At 63.0% G+C, this 18,693-nt stretch carries 15 protein-coding genes and 1 riboswitch; of the genes, 3 read left to right on the top strand and 12 right to left on the bottom strand.

Annotation, left to right across the window (positions count from 1 at the left end):
- Positions 1-120 precede the first annotated feature (120 nt).
- Positions 121-1,578 carry an AhpA/YtjB family protein gene (locus tag OCX61_RS02405; RefSeq protein ID WP_261942459.1) on the top strand — a complete coding sequence of 486 codons (1,458 nt, stop codon included), beginning with the start codon at positions 121-123 and terminating at the stop codon, positions 1,576-1,578.
- Positions 1,579-1,723: 145 nt separating this feature from the next.
- Here OCX61_RS02405 and OCX61_RS02400 read toward each other — a convergent pair whose 3' ends face one another.
- The 10 genes from OCX61_RS02400 to OCX61_RS02355 all read right to left on the bottom strand — a co-directional run bounded on the left by OCX61_RS02400 (position 1,724) and on the right by OCX61_RS02355 (position 12,560).
- The gene (locus OCX61_RS02400; protein ID WP_261942458.1) at positions 1,724-2,434 is read right to left on the bottom strand and encodes a PqiC family protein; all 711 of its coding nucleotides are present in this window, start codon (positions 2,432-2,434) and stop codon (positions 1,724-1,726) included.
- 175 nt (positions 2,435-2,609) lie between these two features.
- On the bottom strand, positions 2,610-4,868 hold the full coding sequence (gene parC, locus OCX61_RS02395) for a DNA topoisomerase IV subunit A (RefSeq protein WP_261942457.1): 2,259 nt from the start codon (positions 4,866-4,868) through the stop codon (positions 2,610-2,612).
- 10 nt (positions 4,869-4,878) lie between these two features.
- The gene (locus OCX61_RS02390) at positions 4,879-5,397 is read right to left on the bottom strand and encodes a retropepsin-like aspartic protease family protein (protein WP_261942456.1); all 519 of its coding nucleotides are present in this window, start codon (positions 5,395-5,397) and stop codon (positions 4,879-4,881) included.
- Positions 5,394-6,380 (bottom strand): esterase-like activity of phytase family protein, encoded by a 987-nt coding sequence (locus OCX61_RS02385; RefSeq protein WP_261942455.1) that lies wholly within the window; start codon positions 6,378-6,380, stop codon positions 5,394-5,396. Before OCX61_RS02385 ends, OCX61_RS02390 begins: the two co-directional genes overlap by 4 nt.
- A complete protein-coding gene (gene parE / locus OCX61_RS02380; protein WP_085676748.1) occupies positions 6,377-8,281 on the bottom strand; it encodes a DNA topoisomerase IV subunit B in 1,905 nt (634 codons plus the stop codon). The genes OCX61_RS02385 and parE overlap by 4 nt, the downstream gene beginning before the upstream one ends.
- A 35-nt stretch (positions 8,282-8,316) precedes the next feature.
- Complete coding sequence (locus OCX61_RS02375; RefSeq protein WP_261942454.1) at positions 8,317-8,925, bottom strand: YqiA/YcfP family alpha/beta fold hydrolase; 609 nt, start codon at positions 8,923-8,925, stop codon at positions 8,317-8,319.
- A 224-nt stretch (positions 8,926-9,149) separates the two neighbouring features.
- Positions 9,150-10,504 (bottom strand): IS3 family transposase gene (locus tag OCX61_RS02370; RefSeq protein ID WP_409261959.1). Its coding sequence is split into 2 segments (ribosomal slippage): positions 9,150-10,031 and positions 10,034-10,504, totalling 1,353 coding nucleotides; the frame shifts between segments, so codons are not numbered across the junction.
- A gap of 103 nt (positions 10,505-10,607) precedes the next feature.
- Positions 10,608-11,411, bottom strand: coding sequence for a 3',5'-cyclic-AMP phosphodiesterase (cpdA, locus tag OCX61_RS02365; RefSeq protein ID WP_261942453.1), 804 nt, complete (start codon positions 11,409-11,411; stop codon positions 10,608-10,610).
- An 85-nt stretch (positions 11,412-11,496) separates the two neighbouring features.
- Positions 11,497-11,949: a DUF1249 domain-containing protein gene (locus OCX61_RS02360; protein WP_054887887.1), complete on the bottom strand. Its 453-nt coding sequence runs from the start codon at positions 11,947-11,949 to the stop codon at positions 11,497-11,499.
- Positions 11,940-12,560 carry an NUDIX domain-containing protein gene (locus OCX61_RS02355; RefSeq protein WP_261942452.1) on the bottom strand — a complete coding sequence of 207 codons (621 nt, stop codon included), beginning with the start codon at positions 12,558-12,560 and terminating at the stop codon, positions 11,940-11,942. Before OCX61_RS02355 ends, OCX61_RS02360 begins: the two co-directional genes overlap by 10 nt.
- A gap of 184 nt (positions 12,561-12,744) precedes the next feature.
- Between OCX61_RS02355 and OCX61_RS02350 the strand changes: the two genes are divergently transcribed.
- Positions 12,745-13,491 carry an RsiV family protein gene (locus OCX61_RS02350; protein ID WP_261942451.1) on the top strand — a complete coding sequence of 249 codons (747 nt, stop codon included), beginning with the start codon at positions 12,745-12,747 and terminating at the stop codon, positions 13,489-13,491.
- Here OCX61_RS02350 and cytX read toward each other — a convergent pair.
- Entirely contained in the window at positions 13,460-14,743 is a 1,284-nt protein-coding gene (gene cytX / locus OCX61_RS02345) for a putative hydroxymethylpyrimidine transporter CytX (protein ID WP_261942450.1), read from the bottom strand. The two genes, OCX61_RS02350 and cytX, sit on opposite strands and share 32 nt — an antisense overlap.
- Before the next feature lie 148 nt (positions 14,744-14,891).
- Complete coding sequence (gene thiC, locus OCX61_RS02340) at positions 14,892-16,772, bottom strand: phosphomethylpyrimidine synthase ThiC (RefSeq protein WP_152958567.1); 1,881 nt, start codon at positions 16,770-16,772, stop codon at positions 14,892-14,894.
- 154 nt (positions 16,773-16,926) lie between these two features.
- Positions 16,927-17,033, bottom strand: a riboswitch (TPP riboswitch).
- A 161-nt stretch (positions 17,034-17,194) separates the two neighbouring features.
- Here thiC and OCX61_RS02335 point away from each other — a divergent pair.
- Positions 17,195-18,628 carry a TolC family outer membrane protein gene (locus OCX61_RS02335; RefSeq protein WP_261942449.1) on the top strand — a complete coding sequence of 478 codons (1,434 nt, stop codon included), beginning with the start codon at positions 17,195-17,197 and terminating at the stop codon, positions 18,626-18,628.
- The last annotated feature ends 65 nt before the right edge of the window (positions 18,629-18,693 follow it).

The following is an 18,693-nucleotide window of genomic DNA, read 5'->3' as shown; positions in this document are numbered from 1 at the left end:
TCGATGAAAAATGCGCATTCTACCGATTTTCCATGACCATCGGGCGCCAACTCTACTTTGCCGACAAAACACTGCTCGCTATACTGCCCAACACTTTTATGCCATTAAGAGCCGAGCTCTGTGAACCGGCCCACGCCCGTCAAAACCGACAACTTCTTCCTCATGATCTTCCGAGCCCTGCGCCAACGTCGCGTGCCCTTGGCACTGCGCATCGCCACCACCAACATTTTCCTGGTGGCGCTGGCGCTGGTGATCTATGCCTGCGTGATGGGCCTGCAGTTCAAGCAGGCCATGCACGAACAGGCTGACGCCCTCGGCCAGAGCCTGACCACCCAGACCGCCACCTCGGCGACCGAGCTGCTGGTGTCCAACGACATCCTCAGCCTCAATGTGTTGCTGGGCAACCTGGTGAAGAACCCGCTGGTGGCCCATGCGGCGATCTACAGCGTGGACAACCGCATCCTCGCCGAGGCCGGCCAGCGCCCGCGCAACAGCCTGCTGGGTGAAGCCGAAGGCCTGTACCAGACCAAGATCACGTTCCAGGACGTGACCGCCGGTCAGCTGCGCATCAGCCTGGACATGAGCCAGTTCCAGCAGCCGATGCTGATCAGCCTGCAGAGCATGGGCATCCTTGCCGCCATCCTGCTGGCCCTGGCGCTGAGCCTGAGCCTGCGTCAAGGCCGCCACATCACCCTGCCACTGCTGCAGCTGCGGGTGTGGCTGCGTGACCCGCACCCTTACACCCCGGCCATCGACCGCCAGGACGAGATCGGCGACATCGCCCGCCAGCTGCACGCCCGCCTGGCGCCGCCACCTCCGCCCGAGCCGGAACCGGAGGAAGAAGAAGACGAGTTCGACGAGCTGCACGACGAAGTCCCAGCCAAGCCGGCACAACGTGCCAAGGCCGTGGTTCAGGCGGACGAGGACGACGACGAGGCGTTCGCCGGGCTGCTGGACGACGAGGAGCAACCGGCGGCCAAACCTGCCGTAGCCGAATCCGACGAGCCACAGAACACCGCCGTGCTGGCCGTTCAACTGGGCTCCCAGGAGCAGTTGCGTCGCCTGCCACGCACGCGCCTGACCGAGCTGCTGGAACGCTACCGGGGCTGCCTGGAGCAGGCGGCATCGCTGTATGAAGGCGACGTCCACACGCTCAACGATGGCAGCACCCTGGTGCTGTTCCACAGCCGCGACTGTGGCGAGGATTACCTGACCAACGCTATCTGCTGCGGTGAGCTGCTACGGGCGCTGGGCCATGCCCTGCAGATCGAAGTGGCCGACAGCGGCATCACCCTGCAACTGCAGCTGGGCCTGGCCCTGGGCGATGACCTGCAAGGGCTGGAGCAGGTCGACCTGCTGATGGCCGAGAAGGCCCAGGACGCACTGGCACTGTCGCAGCACAGCCGCAACCTGCTGCTGGTCGAGCGGCAGATCAGTGATGACGAGCTGATCCGCAAGCGCGCCCGCATCCGGCCGATTGCCAGCCCTGAAGGGGCTTGCTGTGTGGAGCGGTTGATGGAGCCTTACCCGTCGATGCTGGAACGCCAGCTGGCGCGGATGCACGAGCGCCGGGCCTGATATCCAGGGGGCCGCTTTGCGGCCCATCGCCGGCAAGACCGGCTCCCACAGATGCAGCACAAGCCTCGAGCCCGTGGAACCGCTGCGAATCGTAGGCACAAAAAAGCCCGCCAAGATGCGGGCTTTTTTGTGCCTGGCGGTTCGATCAGAACCGATAGACTTCCATATCGGTGCGAATCGGCGAAGCCATCGGGATCTTCGACTTCTCCGGCGCCTTCTTGACCTGTACCGGTGCTGCCTGCTTCTTCGGTGCTTCTTCAGCAACCGCAGGTTGATTGGCCAGCGGTTTGACCGCCGCGCTCAACTGTTCGGCCAGCTTCTGCAGCAATTGCCCCTGGGCCTGAACCTGGGACGACTCGCTGCCCTCGTGCGGCTGTTCGAGGTGAACGATACGGTTGTCACGCACATGACCACGGCGGTCGAGCAGGCGCCATTGTGCATCGAGGATCGCTGGCTGGTTCTTGCCCGAATCCAGGCGAGTGATCGACAGCAGCACCTGCACGTCCGGGGTGAAGCCAGTGCTGGCCGGGGCCAGCACCACGCGCTGGCTGTCCAGGCGCCAGGCCAGCTGGCGCACCAGCAATTGATCGATGTCTGCCGACAGGCTACCGGCCCAACGACCGTCGGTCGCCGAACTCAGGCTGCCATCGGCCTGACGCTGCAAGAAGGTTTCGCGCTGCAGGTAATCGGCTACCGACACCGGGCCGAGCACCACGGCCATGCCCGCACTCTGCGAAGGCTGGCCAGGATCACCGCTGTCGAGTTGGTACAGGGCAACCGGCTGGTGCATGCTGCACCCGCTCAGTCCCAGCAAACCCGTCATCAACAGCGCAAATGGAAGGCGCAGGAATTTCATTCAACCCATCCAGGCGGTCGCCTCCAGGCAAACCGCAGTGATACTGATAGAGATTCAATCGGGCACGCGGCCACGCCGGCACCACAGGGGCACTATCATCCGCGAAATATCGGTCCGACTCCAGCATTTCTGCCTGGAACGGCGCTGAAATTGCCGTTCCAGACATTTCATCGGATTATGCCGGCAGTTCCACCTGCAACCCGTCGACCCGCTGGAAGCCGCGTGGCAGCTTGCTACCGCGTCGGCCACGTTCGCCCTTGTAGTGCTCAAGGTCGTCGGGTTTCAGAGACAGAGTACGCTTGCCGGCTTGCAATACAAGGGTTGCACCCTCGGCAATCACCGCCAGATCGGTGACAAATTCTTCACGACTGGCTACCCGATCACCGGGCACACCGATGATCTTGTTGCCCTTGCCTTTACCCAGCTGTGGCAGGTCGGAAACCTTGAACACCAGCAAGCGACCTTCGGTGGTCACCGCCGCCAGCCAATCCTGCTCACGGTCAGCTACCGGGCGCGGGGTCATGACCTTGGCACCGTTGGGCAAGCTGAGCAGGCCTTTGCCGGCCTTGTTCTTGGCCTGCAGGTCCTCACCCTTGACCACGAAGCCGTAGCCGGCGTCCGAGGCCACCACGTACAGCGCATCATCGTCCGGCAGCAGCACGCATTCGAATGTTGCTCCGGGCGGAGGCGTCAGGCGACCGGTCAGCGGCTCCCCCTGGCCCCGCGCCGAAGGCAGGCTATGCGCGGCCACCGAGTAACTGCGCCCGGTGGAGTCGATCAGCACGGCAAATTGGTTGGAGCGGCCTGCAGCCGCGGCCTTGAAGCCGTCGCCCGCCTTGTAGGACAGGCCGGTGGCGTCGATGTCGTGGCCCTTGGCGCAACGCACCCAGCCCTTTTCCGACAGCACCACGGTGACCGGCTCGGTCGGCATCAGCTCGTTTTCCGACAGGGCCTTGGCTTCGGCACGCTCGACGATTGGCGAGCGGCGGTCGTCGCCATAGGTTTCGGCGTCCTTGATCAGCTCGCTGCGCACCAGCTTGCGCAGTTTGGCATCGCTGCCCAGCAGGGCCTGCAGCTTGGCCTGCTCCTTGAGCAGTTCGTCCTGTTCGCCGCGGATCTTCATCTCTTCAAGGCGCGCCAGCTGGCGCAGGCGCGTCTCGAGGATGTAGTCGGCCTGGATTTCGCTCAGCTGGAAGCGCTCGATCAGGGCCTGCTTGGGGTGTTCTTCGGTACGGATGATGTGGATCACTTCATCCAGGTTGAGGAACGCAGTGAGCAAGCCTTCCAACAGGTGCAGGCGCTTCTCGACCTTGTCCAGGCGGTGCTGCAGGCGGCGGCGTACCGTATTGGTGCGGAACTCCAGCCATTCCAGCAACAACGCGCGCAGGTTCTTCAGCTGCGGGCGGCCGTCGAGCCCGATGATGTTGACGTTGACCCGATAGCTGCTTTCCAGGTCGGTGGTGGCGAACAGGTGCTGCATCAGCTCGTCGGCATCGACGCGGTTGGAGCGTGGAATGATGACGATGCGGCACGGGTTCTCGTGGTCCGACTCGTCACGCAGGTCGGCGACCATCGGCAGCTTCTTGGCCTGCATCTGCGCGGCGATCTGCTCCAGCACCTTGGCCCCGGAGACCTGGTGTGGCAACGCAGTGACGACGATGTCGCCGTCCTCGACGCGGTAGACGGCGCGCATGCGGATCGAGCCACGGCCGCTTTCGTAGATTTTCTGGATTTCCGCACGCGGGGTGACGATTTCGGCCTCGGTCGGGTAATCCGGGCCCTGGATGTGCTCGCACAGTTGCTCGATGGTCGCCTTGGGCTCGTCGAGCAGGCGCACGCAGGCACTGGCCACTTCCCGCAGGTTGTGCGGCGGCACATCGGTGGCCATGCCCACGGCGATACCGGTGGTGCCGTTGAGCAGGATATTCGGCAGGCGCGCCGGCAGTACCGCAGGCTCCTGCAGCGTGCCATCGAAGTTCGGCACCCAGTCGACGGTGCCCTGGCCTACTTCACTGAGCAGTACCTCGGAATAACGCGACAGGCGTGCCTCGGTGTAACGCATGGCGGCGAACGACTTCGGATCGTCCGGTGCACCCCAGTTGCCCTGGCCGTCTACCAGGGTGTAGCGGTAGCTGAACGGCTGCGCCATCAGCACCATGGCTTCGTAGCAGGCCGAGTCGCCGTGGGGGTGGAACTTGCCGAGCACGTCGCCGACGGTACGGGCGGACTTCTTGTGCTTGGCGTCGGCATCGAGCCCCAACTCGCTCATGGCGTAGACGATGCGTCGCTGCACCGGCTTCAGGCCGTCGCCGATGTGCGGCAAGGCGCGGTCCATGATCACGTACATGGAGTAGTTGAGGTAGGCCTGTTCGGTGAAGTCAGCCAGCGAGCGGCGTTCGACGCCGTCCAGGCTGAGTTCCAGTGAGTCGCTCATGCGGGCCTCGTCATTTCAGGTTCTGGCGCAGCAGCATGGTGCCGCCGCGCTGGGTAAATTCAAGTTGTTTCAGGGCGCTCATGCCCAGCAGCACGGTCTGCCCGTCCAGGCCCGGCACCACCAGCGCGCGCACGTTCTGCAGGCGGATATCGCCCAACTGCACGGTGTCCAGCCGGGTACGGTAGCCTTCGGTACGGCCGTTGGCGGTGCTCAGCACCACCGGGCTCCCGCGCTGTAGGTTCAGGTCCTTGGCCAGCGACTCGGGGATCGCCACGTCGGTGGCACCAGTGTCGAGCATGAAATGCACCCCCTGGCCGTTGATCGCGCCGTCCACCACGAAGTGGCCCTGACCATTGCCCAGCAGGCGCACTTCGATGAAACCGTCACCGTGCGACGACTGCACCTGGGTGTTCGGGTTGCGCTCGTGGTCTTCCCATTGCCCGAAGAAACGCGTGGCAAGGAACAGCCCCGCCGCCCAGGCGACGATCATCAGTACCTTGCCGGCGCGCTTGCCCGGAGTCTGGCTCATGGCGTGGCGCTCCAGCCGCCCTGGGGCGCTTCGAAGCGCCAGACGATCGGCCGGCTTTCGCCATCGGCACGATCACCATTGTTGTTGTCCAGGCCGATCCAGGCGCCCTTGGCATCGATCACCAGCGCTTCGGCCAGGCCGTACGGCTGGTCATAGCGGCGCTCAGGCAGCAGTGCCTCGGCGGCAAACGACCAGCACTGCTCGACCTTGCCACTGGCGGCTTCACGCCGGCACACGCGGTAGGCGTTGCGTTCAAGGGTGAACAGCTTGCCCTCGAACCAGGCGAGATCAGCGAAGTCACGCGACAGCGCCCGAGGGTTGGGCATCTGTGGCGGCTGCATCTCGACCCCAGCTTCGCTCAGCAACACGCAACTACGCCCGCACGTCCACACCGACTGCTGCCGCTCGATGGCCACCAGGCCGCGCCGTTCGCGCTCGGCCGCCAACCACAGGCGGTCACCCTCCGGGTTGATTGCCAGACCCTCGAACAAGGCGTTGAAGTTGAGCAACATGCCGCTGGCACGGGCCTGCCGGACCATCGCCGGGTCGATCTTCAGCCACTGCGGTTCACCCTCGGCAGGCAGCTGCAGCACCGCCGCATGGGCCTCGCTGACCAGGTAGAGGTTGCCTGCCTGGTCACAGGTGATACCTTCGTAATCCAGTTCACCGCCACGCACGTAGGACGCTGCCCAGTTACGCGACTTCAAGCCCCACGGCAGGCCGCTCTCAGGCACCGGCGGTGGGGTGAAGGTCAGCGGCTGTGCGCGCCAGACGGCGCTCTGCTGGTCGAAGCGGTAAATGCGGTCGTCATCACGATCGGAAACACCCCACAGCCCGCCCCGGCACTCGGCCAGGCCAGACAGGTTACCGCCGCGCATACCGTCGATCGGGTGCTCGGAGGCCAGTTTCAGTTCTGGCCAGTTGCCCGCCAGACTCGGCAGGGCAACCAGCGCCAGGCAGGCCGCAACCAGCAGACGAATCAAACCAGGACCTCAGCCAGGTTGCCTTTGGTTTCCAGCCAGTTCTTGCGATCACCAGCACGCTTCTTGGCCAGCAGCATGTCCATGATCTCGGTGGTGCCCTGCACGTCGTCCAGGGTCAGCTGGACCAGGCGCCGGGTGTTCGGGTCCATGGTGGTTTCACGCAGCTGCGGCGGGTTCATCTCACCCAGGCCCTTGAATCGGGTGACCTGTGGCTTGCCACGCTTCTTCTCGGCCACCAGGCGGTCGAGGATGCCATCACGCTCTGCTTCGTCGAGGGCGTAGTAGATTTCCTTGCCCAGGTCGATGCGGTACAGCGGCGGCATGGCGACGTAGACGTGGCCGGCCTCGACCAACGGGCGGAAGTGCTGGACGAACAGCGCGCAGAGCAAGGTGGCGATGTGCAGGCCGTCGGAGTCGGCGTCGGCGAGGATGCAGATCTTGCCGTAGCGCAGTTGCGACAGGTCGGCCGCGCCCGGGTCGACACCGATGGCTACGGCGATGTTGTGCACTTCCTGGCTGGCCAGCACTTCGCCGCCGTCCACTTCCCAGGTGTTGAGGATCTTGCCGCGCAGCGGCAGGATGGCCTGGAATTCCTTGTCGCGGGCTTGCTTGGCCGAACCGCCGGCGGAGTCACCCTCGACCAGGAACAGCTCGGCGCGCATCGGGTCCTGGCCGGCGCAATCGGCCAGCTTGCCTGGCAATGCCGGGCCCTGGGTGATGCGCTTGCGCTCGACCTTCTTGCTGGCCTTGAGGCGCCGGCCGGCGTTGCTGATGGCCAGCTCGGCCAGCTGCATGCCCAGCTCGGGGTGGGCGTTGAGCCACAGGCTGAAGGCGTCCTTGACCACACCGGAGACGAACGCCGCGGCCTCGCGGGACGACAGGCGCTCCTTGGTCTGGCCGGAGAACTGCGGTTCCTGCATCTTCATCGAAAGGACGAAGGTGATGCGCTCCCAGACGTCTTCCGGCGCCAGCTTGACCCCTCGCGGCAGCAGGTTGCGGAACTCGCAGAACTCGCGCATGGCGTCCAGCAGCCCCTGACGCAGGCCGTTGACGTGGGTACCGCCCTGGGCGGTGGGGATCAGGTTGACGTAGCTTTCCTGGACGCTGTCACCGCCTTCGGGCAGCCACAGCAGGGCCCAGTCCACGGCTTCCTTGTTACCCGCCAGGCTGCCGCAGAATGGCTCGTCGGGCAGGCGCTGGAACTCGCTGACCGAGTCGACCAGGTAGGAACGCAGGCCATCTTCGTAGTGCCACTCGACCTTTTCGCCGCTGGCCTTGTCCTCGAAGCTGACCAGCAGGCCCGGGCACAATACGGCCTTGGCCTTGAGCACGTGCTTGAGGCGGCTGATGGAAAACTTTGCCGAATCGAAATACTTCGGGTCCGGGCTGAAGTACACGCTGGTACCGGTGTTGCGCTTGCCGACCGTGCCGACCACTTCCAGCTCGCTGGCCTTGAAGCCATCGGCAAAGGTCATCTGGTACTCGTTGCCGTCGCGCTTGACGCGTACGCGCACCTGGGTCGACAGGGCGTTGACCACCGAAATACCCACACCGTGCAGGCCGCCGGAGAACTGGTAGTTCTTGTTGGAGAACTTGCCCCCCGCATGCAGCTTGGTGAGGATCAGCTCGACGCCCGACACGCCCTCTTCAGGGTGGATATCCACCGGCATGCCGCGGCCATCGTCGCTGACTTCCAGCGAATGGTCGGCGTGGAGGATGACCTGCACCGAGCGGGCGTGGCCGGCCAGGGCTTCGTCGACACTGTTGTCGATGACTTCCTGGGCCAGGTGGTTCGGCCGGCTGGTGTCGGTGTACATGCCCGGGCGTTTACGCACCGGGTCGAGGCCGGAGAGGACTTCGATGGCGTCTGCGTTATAGGCGCTAGCGCTGGGATTGGCCATGGATTCTCGTCGTCAGTCTGGTGAATGCAAAAAGATCAAAATACAGAAAAATCGAGCGCCGCATACTGCTGCCGGGCAATGCCGGCGAAGGCCAGCAGGCCTGGCAGTTGCTCGGCAAAGCCCTGGTAGCTGTGGTCGCCACCGGCCTGGATGCGCAGGGCGCAAGCCCGGTAATAATGCTCGGCATGGCGATAGTCCAGGGTTTCATCGGCGGTCTGCAGCCACACTTGATAGCGGCCTGGGTCGGTCGGCGCCGGCACCTCCAGTTCGGCCAGGGCCTGCACATGGTCCAGGGTCAGTTCCCAGGTCTCGCCAGTGTAGTGGTTGCGCTGGGCGCCCAGATAACCGTCGAAGCGCTTGTGCGGGGTGACTGCCGGGTTGACCAGCAAGGCTTTGAGCCCATGCCGCTCGGCCAGATGGGTGGCATAGTAGCCGCCAAGCGAACTGCCGACCAGCAGCGGCGCCCCGAGTTCGGTAATGGCGGCTTCGAGCTGGACCATGGCCTGGCGTGGGTGGTGGTGCAAGGCCGGGACACGCAACTGCTGCGCCAGGCCCAACTGCTGCATGACAGCCTCGAGCTGGCGTGCCTTGCTGGAAAGCGGCGAGCTGTTGAAGCCATGGATATAGAGGATGGAACCCGACATGCTGCCCCCGGAATCTGTGGCTTCGCGCCCGATCGAGCGGGCGCAGGGACGCGCAGTGTAGCGCGTTCACCGGGTTTTGGCGCCGCACGGCCAATTTCGCAACAATTTCTTCAAAGAGCAGGGCCGCCGTGCGGCCCATCGCCGGCAAGCGCGGCTCCCACAGGAGTATCGCAAGTCTTGAGGTTAGCGCTGTACCTGGACTGCCCCCCAAAAGTTGGACAGTTTTAAGCTGCCGCCTGGGTCCTGTACTCGACAGGGCTCAGGCCATTGAGCTTCAGCTTGATGCGGTCATGGTTGTAGTAGTGAATGTACTCATCCAGGCCTGCTTTCAATTCATCAATACTCTCGAAACGCTTTAGGTAGAAAAACTCTGACTTGAGCGTCCCGAAGAAGCTTTCCATAGCCGCATTGTCCAGGCAATTGCCTTTACGAGACATGCTCTGTTTCACGCCGCGACTGCGAAGCTTGTGACGATATTGAGCCTGCTGGTACTGCCATCCCTGGTCGGTGTGGAGCACTAGCTTCGGCTTTTCTCCCAAGGTATTGAGTGCCTTATCCAGCATATTTCCAACCAGGCTGTACTGGGGGCGGCTAGCCGTCTCATAGGCGATGATTTCCCCGTTGTACAAGTCCATCACCGGCGAAAGATAGAGCTTCTGTTGAGCCACCTTGAACTCGGTTACGTCACTCACCCATTTTTGGTTAGGACGCTGGGCGACGAAATTTCGCTCCAGCAAATTCGCCGCTATCTTGCCCACGGCACCTCGGTAGGACTGATATTTCTTGGGGCGTACCAGTGACTTCAACCCTAGGGCAGCCATCAGTTTCTCGATGACCTTCTTGTTGACCTGCACCCCCTCCTTTCTAATCACGAGTGCAACGCGTCGATAGCCGTAGCGCCCTTTCTCTTTGTGATAGATCTGCTGAATCTTCTCGTTAAGCTCGGCATATTTGTCCGGCTTCTGCTGGCTTTGCACCTGATAATAAAAGGTACTGCGAGCCAGCCCGACCAGCCCCAGCAGGTCAGGCAAAGGAAATCTACGTTTGAGCCTGGAAACGATCAGGGCTTTTTCCCCGATATTCGTTCCTTTTCCTCCCGTAAAGCCTTGAGCTCCTTTAAAACAGCATTCTCCATGCGCAGGTATTCGAGCTCCGCCATCAGTTGGTCTCGGGACTTTTGCGAGTCGTCGGTATCTGTGGGTTTTGCAGGTTTGATCTTCTTCGGCACTTTGATCGGCTTTTTCTGGCGGTCGACGGGAGCTACAAGGTCACCACTGTAGTACTGCCGCTGCCAGTTGCCTATCCGCGACGATTGGCCGAGGCCAAAATGCGCTGCGGTTTGCCGCATAGAAAGACGATGCTCGTGCATGTAGCTGACCACCTGCCGCTTAAAATCGTCGTCATAACCCCGCCCAGGCGAACGTGGAGGAAGGCTGGAATTGCGCTGATAGCTGGAAACCCATCGGCGCAGCAGGCTGAAGTCGATACCGAAATGTTGGGCTACCTTTCGGAAGCCATTATTGCCATCCAGGTAAGCGGTGATGGCTGTGAGCTTGAACTGCTCTGTGTACTTGCCCATAGGTCCCCCAAGGGTTGGATTTTTTGTCCAACTTCTTGGGGGCAGTCCAACCTGTGGGAGCCGCGCTTGCCGGCGATGGGCTGCGCAGCAGCCCCAGGATCTTCTAATACCCCGCGCTATTGAAGTCGAGCTTCACTGCAAAATCAGTAGCCCGCTCCACACCTGTCTCCACTCGCCCATCGGCATGCAGGCGCAGCCAGCGATACCCCGGCTGCTCCTCGCTGACCTTGAAGTCCTCGCTGCCCGGCGCAAACTGGATGCAGGTCGATGGCGTGGCCAGCAGGCGCAAGCCATCGCGCAGTTCATCCCATTCCTGGTGGATATGCCCCCAGAGCAACGCCTTCACCTGTGGATAACCACGCAGGCGCTGCAGCAACTCATCGGCATTGCGCAAACCGATCGGGGCGATCCAGGCGCAACCGATATCCACCGGCTGATGGTGGCAGCACACCAGGCAATGGCGCTCGGCGGCCGACGCCAAGGCTTGATCGAGGATCGACAACTGATCCTGCTCGAGTAGCCCATGGGTAGCGCCCAGCACCGCCGAATTGAGCATGACCACCCGCCAGCTGCCGATATCGGTCACCGACTGCAGCAGCTCTGGCGCGACTTCGGCCATGACCTTGGCTTCATCATGGTTACCTGGCAGCCAGCGTGTTGGCGCAGGGATTTCCCGGGTCAGCTCACGGAAAGCTTGATAGGAAGCGACAGTGGCATCTTGTGACAGATCGCCGGTGCACAACAGCAAGTCGACACGCGGCTGTTCGCGGCACACCTGGGCGACCACGTGGCGCAGGCTGTCACGGGTATTGAGGCCCAGCAAGGTGCCCGCCGGGTCGGCAAACAGGTGGGCGTCGGTCAGTTGCACCACATGTACGGATGCAGGGGAAGAGTCTGGGTGCGGCAACGGCCGTCTCCTCGAACGGATTCTGCGCGAATTATGGCGCTGGATCGGTTGCGAGCAAACACTCGAAACCGACCCAGGTCACATTTCAGCGCACACTTGCCAGTTCGTGGCCGCAGGCCAGGCAATGGCTGAGCCATTCGCCGAGGAACAGATTGAGCTGCGCCTTCTCGTCCGGCTGGTGCATGGCCTCGTTGGGGTACGGGTAAATGCTGCGCAGGCGGCGGGTATGCTCGGCGCTGATCACTTCGGCCATGCGCGCATCGTGATACACCTGCACCTCCAGGTGCGGCACCGGCAGCCAGGGCAGGCTGTGCTCCTGGCGTACCCGCAAAGTGGTGGTGTACGGGCAGGCCAGCAACACATCGAGCACCAGCACGCCGAGCATCTGGTCGCCCTGGGTCATGCCGATGCGCCGCGAGCTCTGGGTGGTACGCATATCGGGCAGCAGGCGCATGAGCCGGGCATAGTTGGCCTCGCAGGCTGCTTGCAGCCCGGCCAGATCGACCCGATAACGCTCACGCAAGAGGTTCACTTCCACATACCTCGAACTTCGTCTTTGTTCAGCGCCAGCCACTGCAGGCTGATGATGGTCGCCGCGTTGCAGATTTGACCATCGCGTACGGCCTGCATCGCATCGTCGAATGACCATACGCGGACACGGATGTCCTCGCTTTCTTCTTCCAGGCCATGCAGGCCGCCCGCGCCTTCACTGGTGCAGCGGCCGAGGTACAGGTGCACGTACTCGTCGCTGCCGCCTGGCGAGGGGAAGTAGCGGGTGATCGGCCACAGGGCACTGATCGCAAGGCCTGCTTCTTCTTCGGCTTCGCGATGGGCGACTGCTTCGGGCTCTTCGGTAGCTTTGTCGATCAGCCCGGCGACCATCTCGATCAGCCAGGGGTTGTCGACCTTGCCCAGGGCGCCGACACGGAACTGCTCGATCAGCACCACCTCATCGCGCAGTGGGTCGTAAGGCAGCACACAGACCGCATCATGACGCACGAACAGCTCACGGCTGATCTCACGGCTCATGCCGCCCGCGAACAGTTCATGGCGCAGGTGCACCTTGTCGAGCTTGTAAAAGCCCTTGAAACAGTTGGCCCGCTCGACGATCTCGACCGCCTTGGGCACCGAATTCAACGTGTCTGACATGGAAATCCTCATGACCTCATTTACCGCATCGCGCCATCCTACTCTGCACGGTTGCCCGTTTCACCCCTTTCCGGCAACCGTTCGCGCACTCGGGACAGCACGCCTTCACTCTGTTAGCTTAGTGGCGAACTGAAGGCCGCGCAGACGGTCAAAGGCCGACTTTTCCTGTTCTGCAAGGATCATCATGACACTTGTCAAACTGACTTCCGTGGCCGTGCTGGCTCTCGCTCTGGGCGCCTGCCAGAGCCTGTTCGCACCCAATTACCGGACCCCGCTCGAGGTCAAGCGTGATGCCTGGGAGCACGTCAAACCTGGCTGCAGCGCAAGCGACTGCCCACTGGTGAACATTGACACCGTGCATTTCCCGGCCCAGCCCAAGCTCGATGCCATCGTCGAAAAACGCCTGCTGCAGCTGACCGAAGACAATCAGCATGGCACCGCGCCAAGCACCCTGCAGGCCTACGAACAGCAATACCTGGCCAGCGCCGACAAACGCAACAGCAGCTACCTGCAAGCCAAGGTACGCGAGCAGCATGACGGCCTGGTGATCATCGAGCTGTCCAGCTACCTCGACAGCGGCGGTGCCCACGGCATGCCGGGGCGCGGCTTCATCAACTACTCGCGCAAGCTGGACAAGGTGCTGACCCTGCAGGACATGCTGGTGCCAGGCCAGGAGGAGACCTTCTGGAAGACCGTGGAAGAGTCGCACCGTGCCTGGCTGATCAGCGTTGGAATGGACAAGGACGCCGAGTTCGTCAAGACCTGGCCGTTCAAGAAGTCGCCGCACATCGCCCTGACGTACGGCGCGCTGGTGGTGAAGTACGAGGTCTATGCCATCGCGCCCTACTCCATGGGCCACGTGGAGTTGAAGATCCCTTACCCACGCCTGAACGGCGTACTCAAGCCTGAGCTGTTTCCCGGCCGCGGCTGAAGCTCAGTAGCCCATGCAGCCCACCTGCCAGCAGCAATGCTGGCAGGGTAGCCCCCAGCTCAGGCGCCTTGGCGGCGATCACGTGATAGGCCGCCACACCCACCACCCAGGCCACCAGTGCCTGCCAATGCAAGCCATCGACCTGTGCCGGCAGGCGGCGACGGCGGATCACGTAGTGGTCCATCAGCACCACACCGAACAGCGGCGCGAACACCGAACCGATCAGCAGCAGGAAGTTCTCGTACTGGGCCAGTGGCGCCAGCAAGGCGATCAGCGTGCACAGCACACCAATGGCCAAGGCCAGGTGTTCGACCTTCAGCGGCAGCAGCACGCCGGTGGAAACGGCCGCCGAGTGGATGTCGGCGAAGGCCTTTTCCGACTCGTCCAGCAGAATCAACAGCAGCGGGATGCCCATGCCGGCGCCTGCCAGGGCAAGCAGCAGCGCATTGACTTCGCCACTGGCGGCAAACGCCAGGGTGTAGGCCACGCCCAGGCTCATCAGCCAGGTATTGCCGATGAAGTAGCCCAGAACGGTGCCACCGAATACATGCCTGCCATTACGGGCAAAGCGCGAGTAGTCGGCGATCAGCGGCAACCACGAAAGCGGCATGGCGATGGCGATGTCGAAGCCTACGGCCAGCGACATCGAACCGTCCCCGGCACGGTTCCACAGATCAGCCAGGTCGGCCTTGGCAAACAGGTTCCAGGTCAGCCACAGGCACGCCCCCAACAGCAGCCAGATCCCCCAGGCACGCAGCACCTTGCGCACGAACGCCAACGGGCCGCTGACGGCGAGCAGGGTGGCCAGCGCGCCGAAACACAGGGTCCAGAGCATCGGGCTGTTCCAGGCACTGTCTTCACCGAACGCCCGGGCACCCAGCAGGCTGGCCGCGTCACGCATGACGATGATCTCGAAGGCGCCCCAGCCCACCAATTGCAGCAGGTTGAGCAATGCCGGCAGGCGCGCGCCATGGCGGCCCAGGCTCAGCCTCAGGGTGCCCATGGCCGACAGGCCGGTGTCACTGCCGATGACCCCGGCAGCCCCCAGCAACAGCACACCGACACCGGTGCCAAGGGCGATGGCCAGCACTGCGCCGGCCAGGCCAAGGCCAGGGGCCAGCATGGCGCCGACCTGCAGCACCATCAGGCCGATGCCGAGGGAGAACCACAGCGAGAACAGGTCACGGGCGCCGAAGATGCGCTGGTGGGTGGGGACCGGGTGGTCGGGGGAGAATTGGCTGGGTGATGTCATTGTTATGTTCGCAGGAAGAATTGATCAGACTTTGCCACCTCCTTGTGGGAGCGGGCTTGCCCCGCGAAAGCGTCAGACCTGCCAAATGCATTGGCTCATCTGAGGCTTTCGCGGGGCAAGCCCACTGCCACAAGGGGACGTGGCGTTCTTACACTTTGTGGTACAGCTGGCTGCCTTCCTGGCGGAACCGCTCGGCCTGCTCACGCATGCCTTGCTCGACGGTCACGTCCACGGCCTCGATCTTGGCTGCGTATTCACGTACTTCCTGGGTGATCTTCATCGAGCAGAACTTCGGCCCGCACATCGAGCAGAAGTGCGCGACCTTGGCCGACTCCTTCGGCAGGGTCTCGTCATGGAAGGCACGCGCGGTGTCCGGGTCCAGGCCCAGGTTGAACTGGTCTTCCCAGCGGAATTCGAAACGCGCCTTGGACAAGGCATTGTCCCGAATCTGCGCGCCCGGGTGACCTTTTGCGAGGTCCGCAGCATGGGCGGCGATCTTGTAGGTGATGATGCCGGTCTTGACGTCATCCTTGTTCGGCAGGCCCAGGTGCTCCTTGGGCGTGACGTAGCACAGCATGGCACAACCGAACCAGCCGATCATTGCCGCGCCGATGCCCGAGGTGATGTGGTCGTAGCCTGGGGCGATGTCGGTGGTCAGCGGGCCGAGGGTGTAGAACGGCGCCTCGTCGCAGCATTCCAGCTGCTTGTCCATGTTCTCCTTGATCAGTTGCATCGGCACGTGGCCGGGGCCTTCGATCATGCACTGCACATCATGCTTCCAGGCGATCTTGGTCAGCTCGCCGAGGGTTTCCAGCTCACCGAACTGGGCCGCGTCGTTGGCGTCGGCGATCGAACCCGGGCGCAGGCCGTCGCCGAGCGAGAAGCTGACGTCGTAGGCCTTCATGATTTCGCAGATCTCGTCGAAGTGCGTGTACAGGAAGTTTTCCTTGTGATGCGCCAGGCACCACTTGGCCATGATCGAGCCACCGCGGCTGACGATGCCGGTGACCCGCTTGGCGGTCAGCGGCACATAACGCAGCAGCACACCCGCGTGGATGGTGAAGTAGTCCACGCCCTGCTCGGCCTGCTCGATCAGGGTGTCGCGGAACAGCTCCCAGGTCAGGTCCTCGGCCACGCCGTTGACCTTTTCCAGGGCCTGGTAGATCGGCACGGTACCGATCGGCACCGGCGAGTTGCGGATGATCCACTCGCGGGTTTCATGAATGTGCTTGCCGGTGGACAGGTCCATGACGGTGTCCGAGCCCCAGCGGATGCCCCAGGTCAGCTTGGCCACTTCTTCCTCGATCGAGGAGCCCAGGGCGCTGTTGCCGATGTTGCCGTTGATCTTCACCAGGAAGTTGCGACCGATGATCATCGGTTCCACTTCGGGGTGGTTGATGTTGGCCGGGATGATCGCGCGGCCACGGGCGATTTCCTGGCGGACGAATTCCGGGGTGATTTCTTTCGGAATGTTGGCACCGAAGCTGTGGCCGGCGTGCTGCTCGTTCAGCAGGCCGGCGGCGCGGGCTTCCTGCAGCTTCATGTTCTCGCGGATGGCCACATATTCCATCTCGGCGGTGATGATGCCCTGGCGGGCGTAGTGCATCTGCGAGACGTTGGCGCCAGCCTTGGCCCGGCGCGGGTTGCGCACGTGGGCGAAACGCAGCTTGGCCAGTTCCGCATCGTTCAGGCGCTGCTGGCCGAAATCGGAGCTCAGGCCGTCCAGGCGCTCGGTGTCACCGCGTGCGTCGATCCAGGCCGAACGCACGTCAGCCAGGCCCTTGCGCACGTCGATGATGACGTTGGGGTCGGTGTACGGGCCGGAGGTGTCGTAGACCAGCACCGGCGCGTTGCTTTCGCCACCGAAGTCGGTCGGGGTGTCGTCCAGGCTGATTTCGCGCATGGGCACGCGGATGTCCGGGCGCGAGCCTTCGACATAGACCTTGCGCGAACGCGGGAACGGTTGCACGGACTGCTGATCGACTTGCGCCGACTCGCTGAGGTTGATCGTTTTTTCTTGTTTGGTCATCACAGGCTCTCCAGACGGCTTCCTAGCAGTGGAATGTCGGGGTGAACCTGAATGGCGTGAACGTACCCGTTGACGGGTGCAGTGCCGGATGTGGGGTGCCTGAAGCTGCACGCAGCTGCGACATTCCCGGACCTGGCACAAGAGGCTCCCCGGGAAGGCGAGCAATCTTGTTCCCTACGCAGGCGCTAACCTGATCAGGTTCAACGGGATCCGCACCTTTGCGATCTCAGCCTTTGCTTCAAGGCACCCCGACAAGAACATGCGCAGTCTAGACTGGAGTGGTCGGCAAAGCCAAGCGGGTAAAACGCAGGGGAGATGAAAGGCGCAACCGATGATTGTTGGCGGATGCGCATGGCACTACACTGGCCCGTCGCTCGATACTCAACAGTTCAGTAATTAAATTTCGTACAAGGATTGCCTCTATGCTGCGCAAACTTTCACTGGCGATAGCCGTGTCTTGTGCGTCCAATGGCGTGGTCTGGGCAGCGGATTTGCCCACGACGGTAAAAACCGATCTGGTCAGTGTTTACCAGGAAGCAGTCGACAACAACGCCGATCTTGCTGCCGCCCGTGCCAACTATGGCGCGCAGAAAGAAGTCGTGCCGCAGGCTCGCGCCGGTTTGCTGCCGAACCTCTCGGCCGGGGCCGAGATGCTCAATACCCGCACCAAGATCGACCAGCCGTCGGCCACCGCCAACCGCAGCGGCAATACCTGGAGCGCGACCCTCGCGCAACCGATCTTCCGCGCCGATCGCTGGTTCCAGCTCCAGGCCGCCGAAGCGGTCAATGAACAGGCGGCGCTGCAACTGTCGGCAACCGAGCAGAACCTGATCCTGCAGACTGCGCAGGATTACTTCTCGGTGCTGCGCGCCCAGGACAACCTGGCGGCGACCAAAGCCGAGGAAGCGGCCTTCAAGCGCCAGCTGGACCAGTCCAACGAACGTTTCGACGTCGGCCTTTCCGACAAGACCGACGTGCTGCAGTCCCAGGCCAGCTACGATACCGCCCGGGCCAACCGGATCATCGCCGAGCGCCAGGTACAGGATGCCTTCGAGGCGCTGGTCACCCTGACCAACCGTGAGTACAGCTCGATCCAGGGTGTGGTCCACACACTGCCGGTGAAGGTACCGACCCCCAACGACGCCAAGGCCTGGGTGGAAACCGCTGGCCGCCAGAACCTCAACCTGCTGGCCACCAACCACGCCGTCGCCGCCGCCGAAGAAACCCTGCGCCAGCGCAAGGCCGGGCATGCGCCGACCCTCGATGCGGTGGCCAAGTATGAAAAGGGCGACAACGACAGCCTGGGCTTCACCAACCCCTCACCGTTCGGCCAGCGCTACAGCGGCGATGTGGAACAGACCAGCGTCGGCCTGCAGCTGAACATTCCGATCTACAGTGGCGGCCTGACCAGCTCGCAGGTACGCGAGGCCTATCAGCGCCTGAGCCAGAGTGAACAGCAACGTGAAAGCCTGCGCCGCCAGGTGGTGGAGAACACCCGCAACCTGCACCGCGCCGTGAACACCGATGTGGAACAGGTGCAGGCGCGCAAGCAGTCGATCATTTCCAACCAGAGTGCGCTGGAAGCCACCGAGATCGGCTACCAGGTCGGTACCCGGAACATCGTCGACGTGCTCGACGCCCAGCGCCAGCTGTACACCTCGGTGCGTGACTACAACAACAGCCGCTATGACTACATTCTCGACAACCTGAGCCTGAAGCAGGCTGCCGGGACCTTGAGCCCGCAGGATCTGCAGGACCTCAAGCAGTACCTGAAGCCGGATTACAACCCGGACAAGGACTTCCTGCCACCGGACCTGGCGGCCGCGGCAGCCAAGAACTTCGAACGCAGGCCTTGAGACAGGTGCTGGCCTCTTCGCGGGTAGACCCGCTCCCACAGGCTTGAGGCCTGCGCTGAACCTGT

It is taken from the genome of Pseudomonas sp. LRP2-20 (assembly GCF_024349685.1).
In the GTDB taxonomy this organism is placed as follows: domain Bacteria; phylum Pseudomonadota; class Gammaproteobacteria; order Pseudomonadales; family Pseudomonadaceae; genus Aquipseudomonas.
This window is presented reverse-complemented; position numbering and strand designations above follow the sequence as displayed.